This window comes from Roseburia sp. 1XD42-69, assembly GCF_003612565.1.
Taxonomy (GTDB): domain Bacteria; phylum Bacillota; class Clostridia; order Lachnospirales; family Lachnospiraceae; genus Roseburia_B.
In genome coordinates, this window is sequence record NZ_RAZG01000014.1 from 51,041 (window position 1) to 74,201 (window position 23,161).

At 46.9% G+C, this 23,161-nt stretch carries 19 protein-coding genes; 2 read left to right on the top strand and 17 right to left on the bottom strand.

The features are described 5' to 3' along the window. Positions 1–17 precede the first annotated feature (17 nt). From D7Y06_RS09245 to D7Y06_RS09255, 3 genes are read right to left on the bottom strand one after another with little or no spacing between them, the layout of a single operon-like run. Complete coding sequence (locus D7Y06_RS09245; protein WP_120407522.1) at positions 18–1,187, bottom strand: glycosyltransferase family protein; 1,170 nt, start codon at positions 1,185–1,187, stop codon at positions 18–20. 9 nt (positions 1,188–1,196) lie between these two features. Continuing rightward, complete coding sequence (locus D7Y06_RS09250) at positions 1,197–2,051, bottom strand: hypothetical protein (RefSeq protein WP_120407523.1); 855 nt, start codon at positions 2,049–2,051, stop codon at positions 1,197–1,199. Then, positions 2,051–2,563 (bottom strand): hypothetical protein, encoded by a 513-nt coding sequence (locus D7Y06_RS09255; protein ID WP_120407524.1) that lies wholly within the window; start codon positions 2,561–2,563, stop codon positions 2,051–2,053. The genes D7Y06_RS09250 and D7Y06_RS09255 overlap by 1 nt, the downstream gene beginning before the upstream one ends. Positions 2,564–2,725: 162 nt before the next feature. On the opposite strand from D7Y06_RS09255, the gene D7Y06_RS09260 reads away from it, so the two are divergent. Continuing rightward, entirely contained in the window at positions 2,726–2,944 is a 219-nt protein-coding gene (locus tag D7Y06_RS09260; protein WP_120407525.1) for a helix-turn-helix domain-containing protein, read from the top strand. Positions 2,945–3,027: 83 nt separating this feature from the next. Here the strand turns inward: D7Y06_RS09260 and serS are convergent, their stop codons facing one another. From serS to scfA, 12 genes are all read right to left on the bottom strand, one after another. Beyond that, entirely contained in the window at positions 3,028–4,314 is a 1,287-nt protein-coding gene (gene serS / locus D7Y06_RS09265) for a serine--tRNA ligase (protein ID WP_120407526.1), read from the bottom strand. An 83-nt stretch (positions 4,315–4,397) separates the two neighbouring features. After that, positions 4,398–7,373 carry an EAL domain-containing protein gene (locus tag D7Y06_RS09270; RefSeq protein WP_120407527.1) on the bottom strand — a complete coding sequence of 992 codons (2,976 nt, stop codon included), beginning with the start codon at positions 7,371–7,373 and terminating at the stop codon, positions 4,398–4,400. A gap of 18 nt (positions 7,374–7,391) precedes the next feature. Further along, positions 7,392–8,831: an extracellular solute-binding protein gene (locus D7Y06_RS09275; RefSeq protein ID WP_199714675.1), complete on the bottom strand. Its 1,440-nt coding sequence runs from the start codon at positions 8,829–8,831 to the stop codon at positions 7,392–7,394. Between the two features lie 89 nt (positions 8,832–8,920). Further along, positions 8,921–9,796: a type IV pilus twitching motility protein PilT gene (locus D7Y06_RS09280; protein ID WP_120407529.1), complete on the bottom strand. Its 876-nt coding sequence runs from the start codon at positions 9,794–9,796 to the stop codon at positions 8,921–8,923. A gap of 30 nt (positions 9,797–9,826) precedes the next feature. Beyond that, positions 9,827–11,077, bottom strand: a complete 1,251-nt coding sequence (locus tag D7Y06_RS09285) for an ABC transporter permease (RefSeq protein WP_120407530.1) — start codon at positions 11,075–11,077, stop codon at positions 9,827–9,829. An 11-nt stretch (positions 11,078–11,088) separates the two neighbouring features. Further along, positions 11,089–12,684 carry an HlyD family efflux transporter periplasmic adaptor subunit gene (locus D7Y06_RS09290; protein ID WP_158591332.1) on the bottom strand — a complete coding sequence of 532 codons (1,596 nt, stop codon included), beginning with the start codon at positions 12,682–12,684 and terminating at the stop codon, positions 11,089–11,091. Further along, positions 12,668–13,369, bottom strand: a complete 702-nt coding sequence (locus D7Y06_RS09295; protein ID WP_120407532.1) for an ABC transporter ATP-binding protein — start codon at positions 13,367–13,369, stop codon at positions 12,668–12,670. Before D7Y06_RS09295 ends, D7Y06_RS09290 begins: the two co-directional genes overlap by 17 nt. Next, positions 13,366–15,006 carry an efflux RND transporter periplasmic adaptor subunit gene (locus tag D7Y06_RS09300; RefSeq protein ID WP_158591333.1) on the bottom strand — a complete coding sequence of 547 codons (1,641 nt, stop codon included), beginning with the start codon at positions 15,004–15,006 and terminating at the stop codon, positions 13,366–13,368. Before D7Y06_RS09300 ends, D7Y06_RS09295 begins: the two co-directional genes overlap by 4 nt. 163 nt (positions 15,007–15,169) lie before the next feature. After that, positions 15,170–16,408: a serine hydroxymethyltransferase gene (gene glyA / locus D7Y06_RS09305; protein WP_120407534.1), complete on the bottom strand. Its 1,239-nt coding sequence runs from the start codon at positions 16,406–16,408 to the stop codon at positions 15,170–15,172. Between the two features lie 25 nt (positions 16,409–16,433). Next, positions 16,434–18,596, bottom strand: a complete 2,163-nt coding sequence (secD, locus tag D7Y06_RS09310) for a protein translocase subunit SecD (protein WP_120407535.1) — start codon at positions 18,594–18,596, stop codon at positions 16,434–16,436. 8 nt (positions 18,597–18,604) lie between these two features. Next, on the bottom strand, positions 18,605–19,975 hold the full coding sequence (gene scfB / locus D7Y06_RS09315; protein WP_120407536.1) for a thioether cross-link-forming SCIFF peptide maturase: 1,371 nt from the start codon (positions 19,973–19,975) through the stop codon (positions 18,605–18,607). A 108-nt stretch (positions 19,976–20,083) separates the two neighbouring features. Further along, entirely contained in the window at positions 20,084–20,227 is a 144-nt protein-coding gene (gene scfA / locus D7Y06_RS09320) for a six-cysteine ranthipeptide SCIFF (RefSeq protein ID WP_120407537.1), read from the bottom strand. Between the two features lie 240 nt (positions 20,228–20,467). Between scfA and aroC the strand changes: the two genes are divergently transcribed. Further along, the gene (gene aroC, locus D7Y06_RS09325) at positions 20,468–21,565 is read left to right on the top strand and encodes a chorismate synthase (RefSeq protein WP_120407538.1); all 1,098 of its coding nucleotides are present in this window, start codon (positions 20,468–20,470) and stop codon (positions 21,563–21,565) included. A 30-nt stretch (positions 21,566–21,595) separates the two neighbouring features. Here aroC and D7Y06_RS09330 read toward each other — a convergent pair whose 3' ends face one another. Then, a complete protein-coding gene (locus D7Y06_RS09330; protein WP_120407539.1) occupies positions 21,596–22,075 on the bottom strand; it encodes a hypothetical protein in 480 nt (159 codons plus the stop codon). Positions 22,076–22,105: 30 nt separating this feature from the next. Further along, a complete protein-coding gene (locus D7Y06_RS09335) occupies positions 22,106–23,161 on the bottom strand; it encodes a lactonase family protein (protein WP_120407540.1) in 1,056 nt (351 codons plus the stop codon).

Below are 23,161 nucleotides of genomic sequence, written 5' to 3' on the forward strand. Positions count from 1 at the left end.
CCTAAACCGGAAAAGTTTCAGAAATTCCGGATAATGTTAAGTATCTGCTGCCCCCGGCACTGCCAGGTTTCTTGTAACATGGCTTTTTCACAGGCATTCCCGGCAATTCTTACCAGGGCTTCCCTGTCATTTAAAAGCTTCCATGCCAGTTCAAAAATACGTTCCGGCTTCCTTTCATCATAGAGCACAATTTCCTCCCCATCCATAAAATGGCTTTCGGTGTAAGGATTTTTTTCCGTAAAGCAAAGGGTACGGTTGACCCTTGCAGAATATACCCGGTCATGGACGCCCCCCAGAAATCCCGGGGTAATATTTAACAGGATTTTTGCATCCGCTATCATCTGGGCCGAGACGGCAAATCCCACCCCGGGATATATGGTGACGTTTTTACTATGCAATTCCGGAATCTCCGCAAGCCCATGGCCCACAACCGTAAGGGGGATTCCAGATTTTGCCGCCTCCGACAATATCTTTTTCCGCTTAAGAAAACGAAGGTATCTGTCCACAATATAATCTCTGTGCAAACGGCTGGCAAATTCTTCCCGGGTAAGCTCCTCCCCTGTCTTTATAAGATACTGAAAAAGCGCATCCTCCTGGGTAAATTCCGGCTCCGCCTCCATCCACTCTATCAGGGTAAGCACTTCCTTTTTCTGCTCCCATGGGTAATCCGAAATCTCCTCATAAATTTCTTCCGCAGGCACATAGGTCCCCAGAAAAAGAAGGTCAAAGCGCTTTTCCTCCAAAGTCTGTATTTTCCCTGCCTCCACCGCCCCGAGAGGCACCAGAAAAACATTTTTTATGTGGGGATAATAGTGTTTGATATACTCCTGATGGCGCTTGTCAATACAGATAACGGAATAATTTTCAAACTTTCGCCTAAGCCCCCCGTGGTGATACAGGGGATGATCCACCAGATAATTGAAAAAGGGAATGGAAAGCGCATCGATAAAAGGCGTGCCATCCTCCATTTCCGCCCTGGTAAGCCTGGAATTGAAATCAAAAGCGGCGGAAAATTCCTGCCGCCGCTTTAACACATCCTCTAATTTTTCTTCCATGTCAAGAGACAAATCACAGATTTCGGTTTTGTATCCGGCCCTTTGAAATTCCTGGTTTAGCTGCTCCATAAAATACTGGTTGGACTCATAACACAAATCCCTGGATTCAAACAACAAAATCGTATCTCTCATATGTGTCTCCTACATTTTTCTGTTCCCATCCCCCATATGGGTATGGGTAAATAAATGATCCTGGCAGTATTCGTAATTACCTGCACATTTGGAACAAAAACGAAATTCCAGATTGGGGTCGTCCTTTTCCGTCCTGCCGCAGATGGCACATTTGTGCTTGGAGGTGCCGTATCCCACTGGGGCTCTCATCTGGGTTTTAAAATTCCGCTTTCGTTTTATCTCCCTGGGTGAAATCTGCCGGTAGTTCCTGGTGGATAAATAAAATACAATAAAGTTTAGCAGTGAGGCGATAATGGCAACCCTTCCCGCCCAGCCGTTTTCAAAAAGGGACAGGGCAATGAGCACCACATACAGCCATGCCAGCCACTTCATCTTTATGGGAATCACAAAATACAAAAGCACCTGCATCTCAGGGTAACACATGGCAAAAGCAAGAAATATGGCCATATTGATATAGTTGGTACTGAAATATCCTCCCATTCCAACAGCCTTTATCCCCATGAGGGAATATATCCCGTAAAGGACAAAGGCTCCAATTACCGTAAAGATAATGCCGCCGAAAATATATACATTAAACCGGAATGTCCCCCAGGTCTGCTCCAGGCTTCTTCCAAGCTGAAAGTAAAACATCATCATAATCAGTGCAAAAATCAGATTTGTGCCAGGTGGAATCAGCACCCAGGTAATGAGACGCCAAACCTGCCCGTGAAGAATAAAATAGGGCTCTAAGGTAAGATAATATAGCGCCTGGGGAGCCACATAGCTTAAGGTATAACCGATAACGTACCCTGCCAAAAGATAGACAATTAAATCCGGTATGGCAAACCTTCCCAATTTCCGCTCCAATTTGTACAAAAAATTCATTAATTTTCATCCGCCTTTTTATTTTTTCTAAAACCATTTCCATCATTATAATTTTTTCTAAAATCATTGTCAATCCGGCAGCAGGGATTTTTCACTTTTTTCATTTTTTCATCACAAAGTTTTAAATATTCATACATGTCCCGACAGGGCTTTTTTACATAAAATTCCAGAATAATTTTTCCCCCGCCCCAAAAACGGTTTCCCGTTAGGGCTGATATCTCAAGCAGCATCTCCCCTGTCTCCGACAGCCCGGATACAACGGAAAGCCCCTTTAACCCTTTTCCTTTCGCCTCTTTGCAGTACACCAGCCTGCCGCCGTCATATCTTAAGGTGAAATCTAAGGGATTTTCCCGGTTTCCGGGAAGATCAATCACTGCCTGCACCCTGCAGCCTATCCCCGTCCCCACGGGGAAATCAAAACTCAGCCTTATGGTATCCCTGCTTGCCAACTGATAAACAAAGATGGATAGATACAAAATTCCCAGTGTCATTTCCCACAATTTTTTCCTCATTTGCAATTCCCCCGGCAGAATAGATTCCTAATTTTTTTCCTGCGCCTGAATGTTTTTTGTAATTTTACACACTCTACTATTATAGTCATCTTTCTAACTATAGTCAAGAACAAAACTACATCATACATTAATCTTATAAACCCGCACAAGGAGGAAACGAAAATGATAGAATACAGCCCATTCTGGGAAACCTTAAGCAATTCCGGGGAAACTACCTATACACTGATTAATAAGCACCATATTTCCAGCGCAATCCTTGACAAACTCCGGAAAAACAAGCCCATGAACACCACCACCTTAAATGATTTGTGCCGCATCCTGCACTGCGGCTTAGACGAAATTGCAAGATATATTCCCAGTGAGGAAGACCAGGTGCTGTAAAAGGAAAGATTAAAAAAGCAGGAAAAGGTTCTGAAAATTCAGTCCTTTTCCTGCTATATTTCTCTAATATATAATAAAATAAACTATTTTACAACTTCCATTTTTTCTTTTCCGCCCATATAAGGTCTTAATGCCTCAGGAATATTTACGCTTCCGTCTGGGTTTAAGTTATTCTCCAAAAATGCAATCAACATCCTGGGCGGCGCAACTACCGTATTATTTAAGGTATGTGCAAAATACTTCCCGTCCTTGCCCTTCACCCGTATTTTTAAGCGCCTGGCCTGGGCATCCCCTAAATTGGAACAGCTTCCCACCTCAAAATATTTCTTCTGCCTGGGGGACCATGCCTCCACATCGCAGGATTTCACCTTCAAATCTGCCAAATCCCCGGAACAGCACTCTAAAGTGCGCACCGGAACATCCAAGCTCCGGAACAAATCCACGGTATTCTGCCACAGTTTTTCATACCACATGGGAGATTCCTCCGGTTTACACACCACAATCATTTCCTGCTTCTCAAACTGATGGATACGGTACACCCCCCGCTCCTCTATGCCGTGGGCGCCCTTCTCCTTCCTAAAACAGGGGGAATAGCTTGTAAGGGTGTAGGGAAGCTTGTCCTCCTCGTTTATGGTATCAATAAATTTCCCAATCATAGAATGTTCGCTGGTTCCGATTAAATACAAATCCTCCCCCTCGATTTTATACATCATGGCATCCATCTCATCAAAACTCATCACCCCTGTCACCACGTTGCTGCGGATCATAAAGGGCGGCACGCAGTAAGTAAATCCCCTGTCAATCATAAAATCCCTGGCATAGGAAATCACAGCGGAATGAAGCCTTGCAATATCCCCCATAAGGTAATAAAAACCGTTTCCCGCCACTTTTCCCGCGGCGTCCAAATCAATGCCGCAAAAGCGTTCCATAATCTCCGTATGGTAGGGAATTTCAAAATCAGGGACAATGGGCTCCCCGAACTTTTCCATCTCCACGTTACAGCTGTCGTCTTTTCCAATGGGCACCGAGGGGTCAATTATATTTGGAATGGTCATCATAATCTGATTCACCTTTTCCTGAAGCGTCCTCTCCTGCTCCTCTAACTCTTCCAGCCGCTTGGCATCTTTTTGCACCTGCTCTTTTAAAGCCATGGCCTCTTCTTTCTTCCCCTGGCCCATAAGTGCCCCAATTTGCTTGGACACTGTATTTCTGTTGGCCCGAAGGCTGTCCGCCTCCTGTTTTGCCTGCCTGGACTGCAAATCCAATGCAATTACTTCATCCACCAGGGGCAGCTTTTTGTCCTGGAATTTATTTTTGATATTCTGTTTTACGATTTCAGGGTTCTCCCTCAAAAATTTTAAATCAATCATGTCTTTTCCTCTTTCTCTCCTTAAAAGTACTTTCAGTGTTAGTATACCACACTTGAAGCATAAAATCTATTCTACAGCTCCTTTTATTCCCAGTAATCTTTTATCACACGGTATGCCTCCGGGTTAATCTCAGGGGGAACCTCCCCAGGGCGGGCCAGAAAATAACCCTGGAGCAAATCTACCCCAAGTTCCAGACACTTTTGTACCTCATTTTGTGTCTCTAAGCCCTCCGCAATCACCACCATATCCCTTTTGTGGGCATACTCCACGATATTGGAGACAATCTGCTGTTTATTGGGGTCACTGTCAATATTCCGCACAATGATAATATCCACCTTCACAAACTCCGGTGTTAATTCCAACAGGTTAATCTCACTGTTGTACCCGCTGCCGTAGTCATCCAGGGCAAACATGCCGGAGAATCCCTCCGTCGCCCTCTTCTTGTTTATCAGCTCCATATCCAGATGGTCCGCCTCTGTAATTTCCACCACAACCCTCCCCTGAATATGGGAAAATTCCTCATGGTAGCGCTGCCCTTCTTCCTTTGTCATGGACACGTTTGCAATGGAATTTAAAAACAAAAGCGCCTCTTCTTTCACTTTTCCTTCCTCTAACAGCGTGCAGTAACACTGGCTTGCCCGAAACATAGTGAGCCGCTCAATATCCTGCATCCGCCCTTCTTCCCTCGCTATCTTCAGAACGGTTTCCGGGGAGCGCAGCGTGGGGAAATTCACACGCATCAAAGCTTCATAGGCAAACACATTCCCGTCCCGGCCATAGAAAATAGGCTGGAAATGATACGTCAGCCCTTCCCCCTCCAGCATCTGGTTGAATTCCAGCCTGCTCTGATTCAGGAAAATTTTCTGCTGATAAGCCTGTTCGTCAAACTCTTTCAGCTCACCTTTTTTGGTACATTTTACCTGATACATGGCAAAGTCCGCATATTTCATCAAATCAGACAAATCGCGGCTGTCCTTGGGAAACCAGGCTACACCGCCGGATGCGCTTAAGCCCATACTGGTTCCGTCGGGAAAATGAAACTTCACTTCACCGATGGCACGGTACAAATCCTTTAACTTTTCCCATATTTCAACATAGCTGTCATAACCATAGAAAAGAATCAGGAATTCATCCCCGGAAATCCGGGCGCAAAGGGTATCATCCGGCGTATTTTCCGAAAAACATTTTGCTGCCGTCTGAATGTACATATCCCCAAAATTGTGGCCGTAGGTATCATTGGTGGATTTCAGGTTATCCAAATCTATCATTAAAAGCCCTGCCTGTTTTAACCTTTCCGGGTTGAGGAACAAGGCATCTGCTTCCCTCCGGAATCCCCGCCTGCTAAAGAGCTTTGTAAGGCCATCGCAGTCCCTTTCCCGCTCTACCCGCATCCTTTCTAACGTACTTGCAGTCACATCCTCCACCAATCCCACATGGCGTTTTCCGTCCTGCATATCTTCAAAACGCACATAGCGCACCCTGTGGGCGTCCAGCGGTACTTTATAAACAATCCCGTTTTCCTCTGAAACCGAAGATGGAAGGCTCTGTCTTGCATGCATTGATTTTTCCAGAAATTCCTCCGGGGTGAGCATTTCGGTATCCACCCCGGAAAGGCCAAGCATAGGGAAATAATTTTCTGTCACAAATACTTCCTCCGCACCCTCTTTCACCTCATATCCGGCGATATCCACACTTGCCATGTTAATAATCTGCAAAAAACGTGTGGAGGAATCCATAACCTCCTTCTGCAGCCTTACAATGGCATGGGCAAACTGGTCAATTTCCCGGATGCCGGTATCCGTAAGCTCCGGGAGCAGACTGCTCTTTTTGGCCTGTTCCACTTCGTGGGAAAGATGCTTTATGGGCTTGGATAACCGGTAACTGACAAACAAGATTCCTATCAGCCCGATTACAATCGTAAGAATAAAAGACAAAAACAGCATGGTCTGTATCTGCCTGGAAAAAGCATAGAGATTCTTCTGTGCCCCAATTCCCAAAAGATACCATCTGTCCGACTCAAAAGGCCCGTTATTGCTGTAAATAATTAAGGGTTTTACCGCCCCGAAATAATTTCCGCTGTCATCATAAGCCTCACCGGAATCTTTTTCCTCCAGAGAAAATACCAACTCATTCAATGCCTCCCCTGTCATGGCTTCACTGGAAGAAAGCACCGGCAAAAGCCTGTGATCCCCCTCCTTAGAAACTGCCAGAAGATAAGATCCCTGTTCCTGCTCCATAAGTTCACCGCAGGGGAGAAGTGACCGCATATAGTCTGTTAAAATTTCCACTCCCAAAACCCCGTACACCGTCCCATCCTCTAAAATAAGGGGCACGGAATAGGAAATTGCCAGGCGTTTATCTCCTGACAATGTATAGGGTTCCGCAGTCCAGTAGCCGTATTCTTTTGCCGGAAGCTTTCCCTCATCTTTATAAGCCGCCAAAAAGGGCTTGTAAAAATACGGGCTCTTTCCCCCGTCCTCCCCGGAAAAGGCAGGCTGCCAGCCCGTATCCGTGGCAATCCGCCCGGAACGCACCACCTCCACAGGGGCCCGCTCCGTTAAAATATCCTCATTTCTTGGGGAAGGGGCGGAAGAAGGGTCCAAATCCCGAAGATAAATGCCCTGAAGTGCATCCAGCCCGTCCTCCCCGGAGAATGTCCCGGTGTTTAGTATGAGAAAAATACCGGAAACCTGCTTATTACGCATCCCCTGTATCAGCTCCGGACATATGGCTGTTAAAAGTTCCTGGGAGCCCTTGGTATTTTTATCCAAGTCCTCCAGGGTAATTTCCCCGCTGTTTATTTTTTCCTCCACAATGGAATTCATCTGAGCTGATATCATATCCAGATTGGACCAATTTCCAATCATTTCCGTCAGAAGATAATTTCCTCTGTTTTCCACCTGCTGCTTTAACATATCCCGGGCGTTTTCGTTCAGCTCTCTCATCACGCCCCCAAACTGTAGGCTTCCAGCCAGGACAAAAAGCTCCAGGGCCAATATGCTTATCATCGGCAGCACCAATACCCGAAAAATTGTTCTGTCTTTTTTCTTTCCAGACATTGCCGTCCCCCGTATCCTTTAACCTTCCAATGCCTTAAGCTGCTCTAAGGTTTCCTCATACCAGGCTTCAAAAGATGCGTCGGAAATAAAATCTTCTGCCGCTTCCGAAAGGGACATCCCAGAAGCCATTTTCCCGGCCACCTCTTCCCGGTCCGCCGCTGCCCGATCGCTTAAGGAATATTCTAAAATATTGCGGGCCTTGGTCCCTGTCTCAAAAGCCCTGGTAGTGTACATCTGATTTTCGTTTACCGTATCTACAGCCACGGAAAGCATCTTTTTTACATCGTCATTTATCATAACCCCGCTGTCCTCTATGGCGTTGATATGATTTGCAGTCTTTGTCACCGGAAGGTAGCCGGAATTTACAGAAAACTCTATATTCCGCTCATCTGCGGTAAACCATTTCAAAAACTCCACGCAGGCATATACCTTCGCATCATTTCCCTTTGTCACCACCATTCCGGCGCCCTGCTGCACGGCATAATCCGAATTCTCCCCGGAGAATTTGGGGCAGGGCAGCACATCCATCTCAATGGGGTAGTTTTCACCGTCATCTCTGTTCACTTCCCCTGGGAAAAAATAGACGCTGGAGGAAGATCCTACATAGGAGATAATATTCCCTGTTTTAATATCGTCACTGCGGAAACGCCCCGTCGCCGCAAAATACCCTTTCACAAAGGGCACATAGTAATAATCCCACAGTGCGCGGGCCGTGGTTTTATCAAAATTTAAAGTCATCTTTCCCTCAGAGACCTGAAAAACCTCCGTTCCAAGCTGCATGCTGCCAACCAGCATGTAATTTGCCATGGCATCCCTGCCAAAAAAAGCTTTTCCGTCTCCCGGGACATCGGGGGTTTTCCCATCGGTCCACTCGTAATATTTCTGCGCTGTCTGTAACAGCCCGTCCATATTCCGCAAATCTTCGTAATCTGCCCCGGTCTCCCCTGCAAATTTGTCCCAGTCTGTCTTATTTAACACAAGAACTTCTGTGGATTTTGCCGTGGGAAATATTTTAATCTCACCATCCCCGTCAAAATCCCCTTCCCCTATATAACTGTCAATATAAGAAGAAATTTCCTCCTTGCTCATATATTCCTTTAAATTCACAACCTGGCCCAGTTGGTCGGCTGCGTAGGCCGTATCCGCATATGCGGCAAAAATATCCGGCACTTCCGCCGCTCCCACTTCCCCCTTGATTGCTGAGAGCACATTCGTCTCCAAATCATTTACAGTGCCCTGGCTGTACCCTTTCACCACAATGCCTTTCTCCCTGCCCACTGTGGCATTAAAATCCTCCACAAGGCTGTCAAAGGCCGAGAGCTGATCTCCGTTGTAATACGTCCACACATCGATTGCCACGGGATTTTTCGGGTCTAAGGGCGACTTGCTGCCGCAGCCGCTAAGAAAAACTCCCACTGCCAATGCTCCCCATAAAAATCCTATCTTTTTGTGTAACATACAAACTCCTTCCATCAGACATACCTGTCCCTTTTATTCACATATGCTACATTGTATCACAAGAAAGGCTTTGGTTCAATGAGAATACATTACTTCCGGCCCATAACTGTAACTTCCGTGTTTCTTCTGCTTTTATCCCCATCAGCCAAAAACTGCCTGGATACCACCGCCCGCAAAGATGCCTGGAGCCTGGCCTTTATCTGCTGCTGCTGGTGCTGAGGGAATAAATCCACCATATAGGAGACAGATTCTTCCGCCCCTGCAATGTGAAGGGCGGAAAACACAAGATGCCCTGTCTCCGCAGCCGTTAAAGCTGCCAAAATCGTCTCCGTATCCTGGAGGGCTCCGGCAAGAATCACATCTGCGTCTTCCTTTAAGGCACTTTTAATTCCCTGGGCAAAACTGGAAACATCCGTTCCCACTTCCCGCTGGTTTACAATGCTTTTTCGGTTCACATGGCGGTACTCCGTAGGATTCTCCACCGTAATAATATGTCTGGCAAAATTCACATTTATCTCATGGATCATAGCCGCAAGGGCCGTGGACTTTCCGCTGCCTGCGGGGCCGTTTACCAGTACCAGCCCCTGCCTTAAGCTTGTGAGCTCTCTTATGCCCTCCGGCAGGTTCAGCTCTTCTATCGTGGGGATATGCTCCTTTAACAGGCGGATTGCCAATGTGACATGGTTCTGCTGGCGGTAAATATTTACCCGGTTCCTGCTGCCCTCTTTCGTCTCGTAGCACACATCCAAATCTTCCAGGCTTTCTCCCCCGGCAACTTTGCCCCCTGCCCCTTTTAAAACAAGGTCCGCACATTCCATCAATGTCTCGTCATTCATAATGCCATAGCCTTTTAAAACCACAAGCTCCCCTGCGCACCGCATCACGGGCTCGCTTCCAAAAGTGAGATGAATGTCGGAGCATCCCTTTTCCCTGCCGTATCCGATTAATTCCTCGATTTTATTCATGGCCTTCTCCTTTCCGTCTCCCCTTTAGATTTATTCTCTCCGCAATGCCTCAATGGGGTCAAGGGCGGCCGCCTTATAGGAGGGGAACACTCCAAATACAATCCCGATAGCCATGGAAAACACCACTGCCCCTACGGCTGCCGGAACACTGATTGCCACAGGCATCTCGCTGAGCCTGGAGATAATTTCCGCTAAAATAATGCCGGATACCACGCCCATAATCCCCCCCATGCTGGTGAGAACTGCCGCCTCCGTTAAAAACTGCCCTAATATATTGGACTTTTTGGCCCCGATAGCCTTTTTCAGCCCTATTTCCTGGGTCCTCTCCGTCACGGACACCAGCATAATATTCATAACGCCAATCCCCCCTACAATTAAGGAGATTCCCGCAATCCAGATTAACATGCTGTTTGTGGACTGACTAAGCTGCTGGATTTGTTTTGCCTGCTCCAATAAATCCTCCGCCTTATATTTTAATGTCTCATCACTGGTGGTCACATAACTGTTTAAAATATCAGCGGCGCTTTTCCCGGCGTTTGTCATATCGTCTGTGCTCTCCACCTCAATCACAAGGTTCTGGGGCTCGTCAAACTGATAGATAATGGGCCAGGTACTGTTTGGAATATATATCTTCCCAGATGCATCCTGGGAATAGGTATAGTAATCCTCTATGCTGTTAATGGTGGGTTCAAATACTTTTGACTTTTCCACAATCCCCACTACCACAAAGGGCTCTTTTTTTATCTCAATGGTTTTCCCCAAGGGGTCCTCCCCCTGAAACAGCGCGTCGGAGGAATCCTTGTCAAGCAATGCCACTTTCCTAAACTGGGAGTAATCCTTTTCGGAAAATCCCCTTCCCCTGCGGATAATAAAATTGCAGGTGGAAAAATAGCTGTTGTCCACCCCTAAAACATTTCCTCCGGAAATAGAGGTATTTAAATGGTACACCTCATATTCCTGTCTGGAGAGATAGGCGGAGGCCCCCACCACGTGGTCTATATTTTTGATTTCCTCCATCATCTGGCTGTTAATCACCGGCACCCCGGCAGGAATCCCCTCATATCCCATCTCGTAAGTCCAGTCTCCCTGATACAGGGAAATTTCCACGGTATTGTCCCCGGAACCGATTAGGTTTTCCTTAATCTGCTCGTTTGTCCCTTTAATAGTAGAGACAATGGCGATAATGGCTGCGATACCGATAATAATGCCCAGCATGGTAAGAAAGGAACGCATTTTATGGGACCAGATGCCTTTAAACGATAACCGAATGTTTTCTAACATATCCTGCCCCCTTACATATTTTCGGATTCCACTGCCCGGATTCCTTCTTTTGCTGTCTTTCCGTACGGAAATGCAATTCTGTCACTCTCATTTAATCCACCTTTAATTTCTATGGCAGAACCATATATGGTTCTCCCTGTCTGCACATACTGTTTTACCAGGCGGTCGTCCTCCCCGACTTTCAGCACATAATATTTTCCGCCTTCCTCTCTCACATAGGCTTTGTCAATATAAAGCTTATTGGACTGTTCCTGGGATACCTCCCCTGTCATGGAAAGATTCACATAATCCCCGTTTTTTAAGCCCTCGGGATTTTCAATATAGGCGGTAAACTGATAGTAGGACACATTGGAATTGCCATCCCCGCCGTACCATCCGTTATTTTCCGAGGGATAATCTGAGATCTCCGACACCGTGGCCGTGTATGTCTGGCCGCTGTTCCAGGAACTTACGGTAATGTCCTGGCCCACTTTCACCTGGTCTAACATCAGCTCGCTGACATTTCCCTGCACATAGATACCTGTGGAACCCTGAACTTCCATAAAAGGACTTCCGTCCGCAGGGGGATTTTCCACATCCGCCACCGACTTCACCACACCTTTAATGGCAGAGACTACCTGTGCCTCCTCCACCTTTTTCTTCTGCTTTTTTAATTCCAAGTCTGATTTTCTCTTGTCAATATCCAAGTCTTTGATTTCCCGCTCTTTTTCCTCTATGGCATGCCTAAGTTCCGAAACAGTGTATACTTCTTCCACTGTATCCTCTTCCGGCTCATCCTCCTCTATCTCTTCCTCTTCCTGGTAACTTTCCTCCTCCATCACTTCCTGGGTGGTTACCAGCCATTTGGTGTTTTCCTCTACAGCCCCCATGTCGGAGCCGTCCACCGTCCAGCAGCTCTGGAGGTTTCCCATGTCCTTACTATTTCCGGACCAGATTTCAAATGCCGCCGCCTGCTCATTTTTCACAAGCTTGTTTAAATAGGTCCCTGTCACATAACACTCCGGGGTGCACACAAACCGGTAGGGCTCCTCCGGGGTTCCTTTCCCGGTGTAGGGCTTTGCGGATTTATCAATATAATTGTAGGCATCCCCCACTTTCTGCTGCACCTGCATCACAACCACATCTCTCATAGGGGTGGATGGGGCTGCGCCGCTCCCCGGGACGGTAGTATGAATATTATCCGCCTGGTCGTCCGGCACAGGGGTCACTTTCTTTAACCTCTCCAGTTCCCTCTGGGCCAGGATAATCTTATTTGCAATGCCCTGGGCCTCCAGCTCTTTCATCTCCACCTGAATTTCCTCCTGGGTGGTGTCATAAATTAAAAGAGGCGTCCCCACATCCACGGTATCCCCCTCCTTCACCAGGACTTCCTTTACGGTCTTATCCTCGGTGTAAATGTTCTGGGCGTAATCATTTGTAATATTTCCCTCGCTGGTCACACCTCCGTCCTCATAAAATCCCCAATTTAAGTTAGAGACATAGACGACTTCCGCCGTGAGGTTTTCCCTGCGGTAACTCTGGTAGGCAAAAACGCCGCCGGCGCCTGCCCCTGCCAGAATTCCCACCACAATCAAAAATATAATAATTTTTTTAATTTTTTTCTTCATGGTCCTCCTCCTTCTCTGCTGCCTGGGAGATTTCACCGTCGATAATGTTATATACTTTCTTTGCATGGGAGGCAATGTTACTGTCGTGGGTAATCATTACAATGGTTACCCCCTCGTCGTTTAACTTTTGAAACAATTCCATAATCTGGGCGCCCGATTTGGAGTCCAAAGCTCCCGTGGGCTCATCCGCCAAAAGAATCTTTGGGTTATTCACCATGGCCCTTGCAATGGCCACCCTCTGTTTCTGCCCACCGGAAAGCTGGGTTGGCATAAATGTGGCACGGTCCTCAAGGCCCACTCTTGTCAGCGCCTTTAGGGCCCTCTCTTTTCTCTCTTTCTTTTTTACCCCTGCATAGCTTAAGGGAAGGGACACGTTTTCTAAAGCCGTCTCCTTTGGCATCAGATGAAAACTCTGAAACACAAAACCTATGCTGTTAAGGCGCACATTGGAAAGCTCCTTATCCTTTAAGGTGAGGATATTTGTCCCCGCCAGCTCAAAAGCTCCGGAGGTGGGGCGGTCCAGGCAGCCGATAATATTCATCAATGTGGTCTTCCCGGAACCAGAGGGGCCCATAATCGCCACGTATTCCCCCTCCTCCACCTGGAGGTTTACATCTTTCAGCACAGGAACTACAAGTTTATCCTGATTGTAGTCCTTAAAAATATGCTGCAAATCCAATATCATTCCGACACCTCCTCCGTATCGGAGCCATCCTCTCCCCCGTTTCCAAAATCTGTAATATCCACAGGATACATCTGCTCCGTGCCAAATTCATCCATATTTACACTATCCCCGTCAAACATCATCTCCGTGCCATCCCAGTTTTCATCCAGCATCTCCGTGCCAAATTCATCCATGTATTCCGTACCTTCCTGATTGTACAGGCCGGAAGAATAGTCTACCTCCTCCTGATCGGTAACTGTTATAATCCCCTCATACAATCCTTCCATAGGAAAGGCAATATAGTCATTTTCCGTAAGGCCGGAAAGAATCTGGTATTCATCCATCATGGGATCATACTCACCAAGCACCACGGGCTTTTTCATCAGTTTTCCATTTCCGTCATCCGCCCAGACAAAAGCCTCTCCTGTACCTGTGTCTGCCCCCGAAACATCCACATCACTTGCTATATCCGAATCTCCTCCCAGATCCCCCAGGGCGTCAAATCCCGTCTCTGTGTTAAACAAAGATTCCCCGGCAATATCTGTCTCCGTGTTAAACAGGGATTCCCCGGCAATATCTGCTTCCGTGTTAAACAGGGATTCCCCGGCAATATCCATGCTTTGATCCATAGCCAGAGATTCCTCCCCGTTTCCCCCTTCTCCCATAACAATATAGCTGGCGTAAAGCCACAGCCCTTCCTTTTCCTCAGTCTGTCCCTGATCCAGCTCAATCAGCACATGCTGGCCTAAAATAAGCCCGTCTGCATTGTCAAGAGATATGTAAAAGGGATATTTGCTGGCGGAATTGGAACCGTCATCCCCTCCGCTGCTGTAGGACATCATCTCATCGTTGTCACTCCCTGCCGTCTCCCCCGTATCTATATTGTCCACCGTGCCAGTCCAGGTCTGTGTCTCATCCACACGGGAGCGGATAATCACAGGGCTTCCGGGATAAACCGCATTGATGGTCTGTTCGTCCAAAGTGCCTTTTACCCTGTAGGTTCCCGTCACCATAATGGAGATTGTGGCGTTGTTTTCCCCCCCCATATTGTTTGCATCGCTGGTTTTGGGGTCGTTTAAGGTTTTAACCACGCCCTCCGCCGTGCTGGCCACTTCCGAATTGTCAATTTTAGCCTGAATCTTATCTATATCCAGCTTTTTACTGGATTTTTCATATTCCGCCTGGCGAATCTGGGTCTGGACAGACTGAATCTGAGTGGTATACTCAAATTTCCCGTCCTCGCTGGCTGCATTTCTCTCCTTCTCTAACTCTGCTATCTGGCTTCTGTATCCGCTGATTTCCAAATCCGTATTCTCAATCTCAAGCTTTGCCTGCTGGAGATCCATTTCCAAATCCTCTGTGTCATAGACGAACAGGGGCGTTCCCTCCTCCACGGTATCCCCCTCTTTTACCAAAAACTCTTTTATCGTCCTCTCGGAATCCGCATTGATATCCACTGTCTTCTGGGGCTGTACCAAACCGGAATAACGGTTCTGCATCCCTGCCGAACTTCCCATAATAGAAGATACTTTTTCCACATATACTCTGTCTTTGCTGTCATGGCCCATATTACCGCCAAATTTCCATACCGCAACTGCGGCTGCCGCCGCAATCACTGCCACTGTTCCGATTATGATTCCAACTTTCTTTTTACTCATAGGTTCCTCCTGATTTATAACGCCGCCCCTGGGATACACCTGTCCAGGGCAAAAAAAGATGGCTGCGGACAAATTCCAGTCCGTAACCATCTTATCACTATATTTTTGTAAATGCAATTTTTCTTTCTTAATTTTCTATGAATATTATGTGTCCTTGTTACTTTTACTTCAAGGGATATTTGTCAGTCAACGCTTTTACAATGGCTTTTGCTTCTTCTGCCTTTGCGTCTCCCTCTTTTAACATAAGGGCTATGGCTTCTGCAATCTGGTCCATATCCTCTGTGTTTAATCCTCTGGAGGTTACTGCCGGGGTTCCGATACGGATTCCGCTGGTGACAAAGGGAGATTTGGGGTCGTTTGGAATGGTATTTTTATTGCAGGTAATATTTACAGCATCCAACAGTTTTTCCACTTCTTTCCCTGTGAGGTTTAAAGGAGTTAAATCCACCAGCATCAAATGATTGTCCGTTCCGTCAGAAACAATCTTTATTCCTCTTTTTTTCAGGCCGCTGCACAAAGCCTGGGCATTTTCCACCACATTTTTTGCATATTCCTTAAACTCCGGCTGCAAAGCCTCCTGAAAACAAACTGCCTTGGCCGCTATGACATGCATCAAAGGCCCTCCCTGGATACCGGGGAAAATTGCCTTGTTAAAGTTATATTTTTCCGCAGCTTCCTTATTACAGAGAATCATGCCCCCCCTTGGCCCTCTTAAAGTTTTATGGGTGGTTGTTGTGGTCACATCCGCATAGGGAATTGGGCTTGGGTGAAGCCCTGCCGCCACAAGGCCCGCTATATGGGCCATATCCACCATTAAAACGGCGCCGCTCTCATCTGCGATTTCACGGAATTTTTTAAAGTCGATTGTCCTTGCGTATGCGCTTGCCCCTGCGATAATCATTTTAGGCTTGCAGTCCAGGGCAATTTCCCTTACCTTGTCATAGTCGATAAAACCTTCATTGTTTACCCCATAGGGGACAATGTGGAAATAGGAGCCGGAAAAGTTTACAGGGCTTCCGTGGGTCAAATGCCCGCCGTGGTCTAAGTTCATGCCCATCACCGTATCCCCCGGCTTTAAAATGGCAAACTGCACTGCCATATTTGCCTGGGCCCCGGAATGAGGCTGCACATTGGCGTACTCACAGCCAAAAAGTTTTTTTGCCCTCTCCCTAGCCAAATCTTCCACCACGTCCACACAGTCGCATCCTCCGTAATACCGCTTTCCCGGATAACCTTCCGCATATTTATTGGTGAGCACGCTGCCCATTGCCGACATTACCGCCGGGCTTACCCAGTTCTCTGAAGCAATCAGCTCGATATGGCTGCTTTGTCTGTCAAACTCTGCTGTGATGGCCTCCGCCACCTCCATGTCAACTTTTTTGATATCTTCAAATGTATACATATGATTCCTCCAATTCACACAATTACTAAGCTGCTTTATTTTTACCGAACCTTCTCTTAAGCACATACCAAAGCTCTGTGGAAATGCACACAGAAGAATAGGTTCCGCTGATAAGGCCTACCATGATGGGCAGTGCAAAATCACGGATAGACGCCACGCCGAGAAGCCACAGCATAAAAATCATAATAAATGTGGTAATACTTGTGTTAATGCTTCTGCTCAAGGTCTGGGTTAGGCTCTTATTGGAAATCTCAGCCAAAACTGCCACTTCCTTAATATTTTTTCCCCTTGCATTCTCCCTGACACGGTCAAAAATAACAATGGTATCATTGATAGAGTAACCGATGATTGTCAGCATACATGCGATAAAAGTGCCTCCCACGGAGATACGAACCAGTGCATAGCAGACAAGCACCATAAGCACATCATGTACAAGGGCTGCAATGGCGCTGACGGCAAACCTGGCATCGCTGAACCGAAACCAGATGTAAATTAACATGCAGATAACCGCAATTATCACTGCTTTCACCGCATCTCCCCGCATTTCGGAGCTGATGGCGGAGCTGATGCTCTCGGACTGAATATCATTTTCATTTACCCCGTAGTTGTCCACAAAGACTTTATTTAGTTCTTCACGCTCTTTCAGGCTTAAGGTTCTGGTCTTAAAAATCACCTGGTTGCTTCCCTGTACCTGGGTAGTCTGCACATCGCTGTCCCCTGTCACCCCTGACACAAGGGGAACCATTTCCGAATCAACCTGCTCTATGCTATAACTCTTATCAAAGGGAACCGTAGTGGAGGTACCCCCCTTAAAATCCAGGCCGTAATTTAAGGCGTTTCCCTTAGAGCCGTACACGCCCATAGCGATAAATCCCGCAGCAATAATTGCAATGGATATGCCAAAAAACAGGAATCGCTTTTCCACAAAGGGCATAACCTTTCTCTCTTTTGCCTTGCCGTAAAATTTTTCCTCCCTAAGCCCCAGGGCAAACAGGGAATTCATAATTACCCTTGTGACAACCAGGGCAGTAAACATGGACAAAAGAATACCGATGGCCAGTGTGATGGCAAATCCCTTTACCGTGCCGGAGCCTAAAAGCCCAAGCACAAGGGCCGCAATCAGGGTGGTAATGTTTCCGTCCACAATGGCGGACATTGCCTTTTTAAATCCGATGTCAATGGAGGTGGAAACTGTTTTTCCCGTGGCAATCTCCTCTCTGATACGGCCGAAAATAACTACGTTGGCATCCACAGCCATACCGATGGAGAGAATAATACCTGCAATACCAGGCAGGGTAAGGGTCACTTCAAAGAGATACAAAATGGCAATGATAAGCTCTGTGTAAATGACAAGTGCCATGGACGCCACCACACCGGGAACAAAGTAAAAAGCAATCATAAACACCATAACCAGTATCAGGCCTATAGCCGCCGCCTTTAAACTGGAAGAAATGGCATCGCTTCCAAGCTGTGCCCCCACCACCTGGGAACGCATCTCATTTAACACCAGGGAAAGGGATCCTGTACGGATATAAGTGGCAAGCTGGTTTGCCTCCTCAAAGGTGGACTGGCCGGAAATCTGTGCCGTTCCCCCTGTAATGGGCTCATTTACCACCGGGTCGCTGATTACCTGCTCATCATAGACAATGGGAAGGATTTTTCCAACATTTTCTGTTGTCATGTCTGCAAAAACCTTTGCCCCCTCATCTGTCAGCTTCAGTTCCACCACATGTTCCTTATTTCCCATGTTGTTGGTAATGGTAGCTGCCTGGGCATCCGCTACCATATCCCCTGTCATAAAGACTTCCCCGTCAGAGGTCTGAAACTCTAAGGATCCCGGTTTCCCCAGCTCCTCCAATATCTCGTTGGCATCTGTGACCCCGGGGATTTCCACGGTGATCCTGTCGTCTCCCTCCTGGTACACAACAGCCTCCGTGCTGTAGCCCTCCACACGCTTCTGCAACTTGTAAATAGTGTCGTTGATATCCTCTTTGGAAGGATTTTCACTTTCAATCTGGTAGGTAATGCTCACGCCCCCTGCCAGGTCAAGCCCCAGCTTAATGCTTTTATTCTCCCCAACCCCTGTGGAGGAGAGAATTACAAAGGAATAATAGCCAAGCCCCGCAATGATCAACAAAGTAATCAAAAAAACTGCAATACCTCTGTTTTTGTTGAATTTGTTCTTCATTTTTTACCTCACTTTACTTCTGAATCTGAAAATGCTTCTGCCGCTTTTAACATAATCGCACACTCCACCCGCTTTTTCTCTAGCTCACAGCCAATGGAATAGGCATTATGTATATCCCCGTGGAAATTGTAGGAATTGGCGGCGCATCCGCCGCTGCAGTAAAACCTGGCAAAACATTCCCTGCATTTTTCTTTTGCATACACATTGCAGCTCTTAAAGGAATCCCTGATATCCGTCCGGGTAATTCCTGTCTTTACATTGCCCATACAGAAATCTTCATTTCCCACAAACTGATGACAGGGATAAAAATCCCCCCAGGGGGTCACTGCAAGGTACTCTGTGCCGGAGCCGCAGCCGGAAAGCCTCTTTGCCACACAGGGCCCTCCCTCCAAATCAATCATAAAATGGAAGAAGGTAAAGGGATTTCCCTCTTTTTTCCGCTTTGCCATTTCTGCCGCCAAGATATCGTACTCTTCTAGCAGGCGGGGAAGATCCTCTTCTTTTATAGCGTAACTCTCCGTCTCCTTTGCCACCACCGGCTCCACGGATATCTGTTTAAATCCCAAATCCGCCAGGTGCAGCACATCTTTGGAGAAATCCAGGTTGTGATGGGTAAAGGTTCCCCGGACATAATAATTTTCCTGATTCCTGCTCTCCGCAAATTTTAAAAATTTAGGCACAATCACATCATAGCTTCCCTGCCCTCCCCGGAAAGGACGCATATTATCGTTGACTTCTTTTCTGCCGTCAATGCTTAACACCACATTTGCCATCTCTTTGTTGGCAAATTCCATAATCTCATCATTTAACAAAACCCCGTTGGTGGTGAGGGTAAAGCGGAAATTCTTATTGTGAATCTTTTCCTGCTCCCTGCCGTATGCCACCAAATCTTTTACCACCTGGAAATTTAAAGTGGGCTCCCCCCCAAAGAAATCCACTTCCAGATTTCTTCTGCTGCCGGAGTTTGCAATGAGAAAATCAAGGGCCGCCTTTCCCACTTCAAAGGACATAAGAGCCCTTCTCCCGTGGTACTCCCCCTCCTCTGCAAAACAGTACTTACATGCCAGGTTGCAGTCGTGGGCAATGTGAAGGCAGAGTGCCTTTACCACCGTGGGGCGCTTTTTAAAATCGGAGACATAGCCTTCGTATTGGTCTTTCGTAAACAGTTCCCCCTCTTTGACCAAAGCGGCAACTTCCTCAATGGCCTCGGAGAGTTCCTCCCCGTCATACCTGCCTTTCAGTTTATCAAAAATCTCCTCCTGGTTTAAAGATTCCCACAGCATTACCACGTCATAAACCACATCATCCACCACATGGATGGCCCCGCTGCTTACATCCAAAAGGATATTATATCCGTTATTCTTAAATTGATGAACCACTGTACTACTCTCTTTCTAAAATAGTGCCGTTATCTGCTAAAAACCTGCAGGCAACAACGAAATGACCGCACGCTGGGCGGGCGGTCTTCTGCTTTTTTCTTCAGTTTCCTATTTTGACTGCTCGCAAGTCTGGTTTCCCACAGTGCAGGAAGTCTTGCAGGCTGACTGGCAGGAAGTCTGGCACTCGCCGCATCCGCCTTTTTTCAATGTGTTCTGTAATCTCTTTGTATTTAATGTTTTTACGTGTTTCATATTATTCTCCTTTTTCGTGTTTTAATTTGGGAAAACCCGATATATCTTTGCTATTATAGCACAACATTTTCCATATGGAAAGGACTTTTTTAAATATTCCTGCCTCCTTGAAAATGGCAATCGTTTTGCATTTCCGCCGAAAGCCTTGAATCCCGGCTAAAAAAGCTATATAATCTTAATAGATAAAAACGCCTTTTTAACCGGAAGAGATGGTTATTTACAGACAGACAGGAGGCTTATATGGCAGGTTCAACATTAGGAACAATTTTTAAAATTACCACCTGGGGGGAATCCCACGGCAGGGGCATCGGCGTGGTAATTGACGGCTGTCCCGCAGGGCTGGCCTTAAAAGAAGAAGACATTCAGGTTTACTTAAACAGAAGGAAGCCCGGGCAGTCCCAATATACAACCCCCCGGAAAGAGGATGATTCCGTGGAAATCCTCTCCGGGGTATTTGGGGGAAAGACTACCGGATGTCCTATCTCCCTGATGGTCTTAAATGAAAACCAGCTTTCCAGGGACTACAGCGAGATTGCAGGTTACTACCGCCCCGGACATGCAGATTTTACCTTCGACGAAAAATACGGATTCCGGGATTACCGTGGAGGAGGCCGCTCCTCCGGCCGGGAAACCATCGGCCGTGTGGCAGCTGGGGCTGTGGCGGCTAAATTATTAAAAGAACTTGGGGTTACCGTAACGGCTTACACAAAATCCATAGGCCCGGTGTCCATCCAGTCCTTCGACCTGGAGGCTGTTTACGGCAACCCCCTGTACATGCCTGATGCAGACGCTGCAAAACAGGCCCAGGATTATTTAAACGACTGTATGCGGAACAAGGACTCCTGCGGGGGGATTATTGAATGCCAGATTTTGGGCTTGCCCACAGGCATCGGTGACCCGGTATTTGAAAAATTGGACGCAAACCTTGCCAAAGCCATCTTATCTATCGGCGCAGTAAAAGGATTTGAAATAGGGGATGGATTTGCGGCAGCCATTTCCCGGGGAAGTACCAACAACGACAGCTTCTTTTACGGCTCCCAGGGAAAAATCCAAAAACGCACCAACCATTCCGGCGGGGTTTTAGGGGGAATAAGCGATGGGGACAGCATCGTTTTTCGGGCCGCCATAAAGCCCACCCCCTCCATCTCCTCCCTGCAAACTACCGTAAATAAGTCCGGGGAAGACATTTCCGTCTCCATTAAAGGGCGCCATGACCCGGTAATTGTGCCCAGGGCTGTGGTGGTGGTGGAGAGTATGGCGGCACTTACGGTTTTAGACGGGCTTTTGTTAAATATGGCTGCCAATATCCAGGGAATTTATGATTTTTATCACAAATAGAAAAAACGGGCAGGATTTCCTGCTCGTTTTTTACGCCTTCTTGTTAAAAATACTGCTGTCCCGATTCTCAAACTGAAAATATTTGTCCCTGTCATTGTGGGGAAAAAGCATCTCCATATACAAATTCCCCAGAAGATTTTTCACTTTTTCCAGACTGACTTCCTGGACGCCAAACTCATCCCGCTCCATCTTCTTTAAGTTTTCCAACAGAACTTCAATCCTGTCTTTTTCCGTAAGCACAGGGTTTTTGGGCAGGGCAGGCAGTACTTCCGGTTTCTGGAAAAGAGGCATGGGGGCAGTCCCGGGCTTTCTGCACACAGGCAATGCCCTGGTCTCCTGCAGGGGCTGCATCAGCTTTTCAGTCTCCGGTATCTTGAAAATGAGATTTTTGCAGGTCTTCTCAAAACACTCCGGGTCATACACAGCCAAAAACTTCATATCCTCCCACATGAGAGGCTTTTTATTGTAGATTTTGATGTAAATGTCTGCCAATCGTGCATTCTTTCCCATAATTCCACCCCTTCTCGCCGGGCTTCATCTCTACTCCGAAAGCCTGTGAATATAGACACAGTTGGGCCTTTCCACATTCATGGGACGCCCGTCCATCAGTGCATATCCTCTGTCAAAATACATTCTGAAAATAGAAATCTGGTTGCTCTCATGGTTTAAACTCATAAAATGATTGCCGTCTGGAAATACCGCCAGGGCTTTGGGGAATTCCCCGCTAATCTGGGTCCAGGTCACTTCCGAGAGAGTTCCGTCTTCCGCCTTGGCAAAGGTGACAATCTCGTTTGTCCCTGCATTGGAACAATACAGATAATTTCCATCCCTGGAAAACTCCATATTCTGGGCGCAGCAGCTTGTATCCCTGGCATTTTCGTCTGTGGAAATCGTCTGGATACGCTCAAATTCAGGGCCGCTGTCCCCGATGGAATAATTGTATACGTCCACAGTGCTCTTTAATTCATTTAAAACATAAGCATTTTTTCCGTCCTTGCTGAAACGAATCATTTTGGGAGCGGAATCCAAATCGCATCGGATAATATCTGCCAGCTTTAATTTGGAAAACTCATAATCGATTTTATAGACTTTCACATGATCCAATCCCCCGTCCACCGCACAAAGATAATTCTGGTCTGGAGTCACTTTCACACAGTTTACATGGGGCCTGGTGCTTCTGTCTGCCGCACTTCTTCCTACCCCTTTGTGGAATACCCCGTCGGCAATATCCCCCACCGACCCGTCCGGGTTTAAATGCATCATGGAAACCCTGCCGTCATGATATCCCCCCACAAAGAGATACCTGTCGGAATTGTCCACGTCCAGATAACATCCCCGCATGCCCCCAATCCACTGTTCATTCATGGGCTCTAAATCCCCGTTTGGCAAAATGCGGAAAGCCTTTACCCCGTCATCGGTAATGGAATATAAAAACTTCTTGCTGTTGGAGACAATCAAATCCGAAGGATTATTGATTTTTGCCATCTGGCGCTCTTTCATTCGTCCGTTTTCCACATCCAAGTCATAAATATGGATTCCCATACTGTGTTCATGGGTATATGTGCCCACATATGCAACATATTTTTCCTGTTTCAT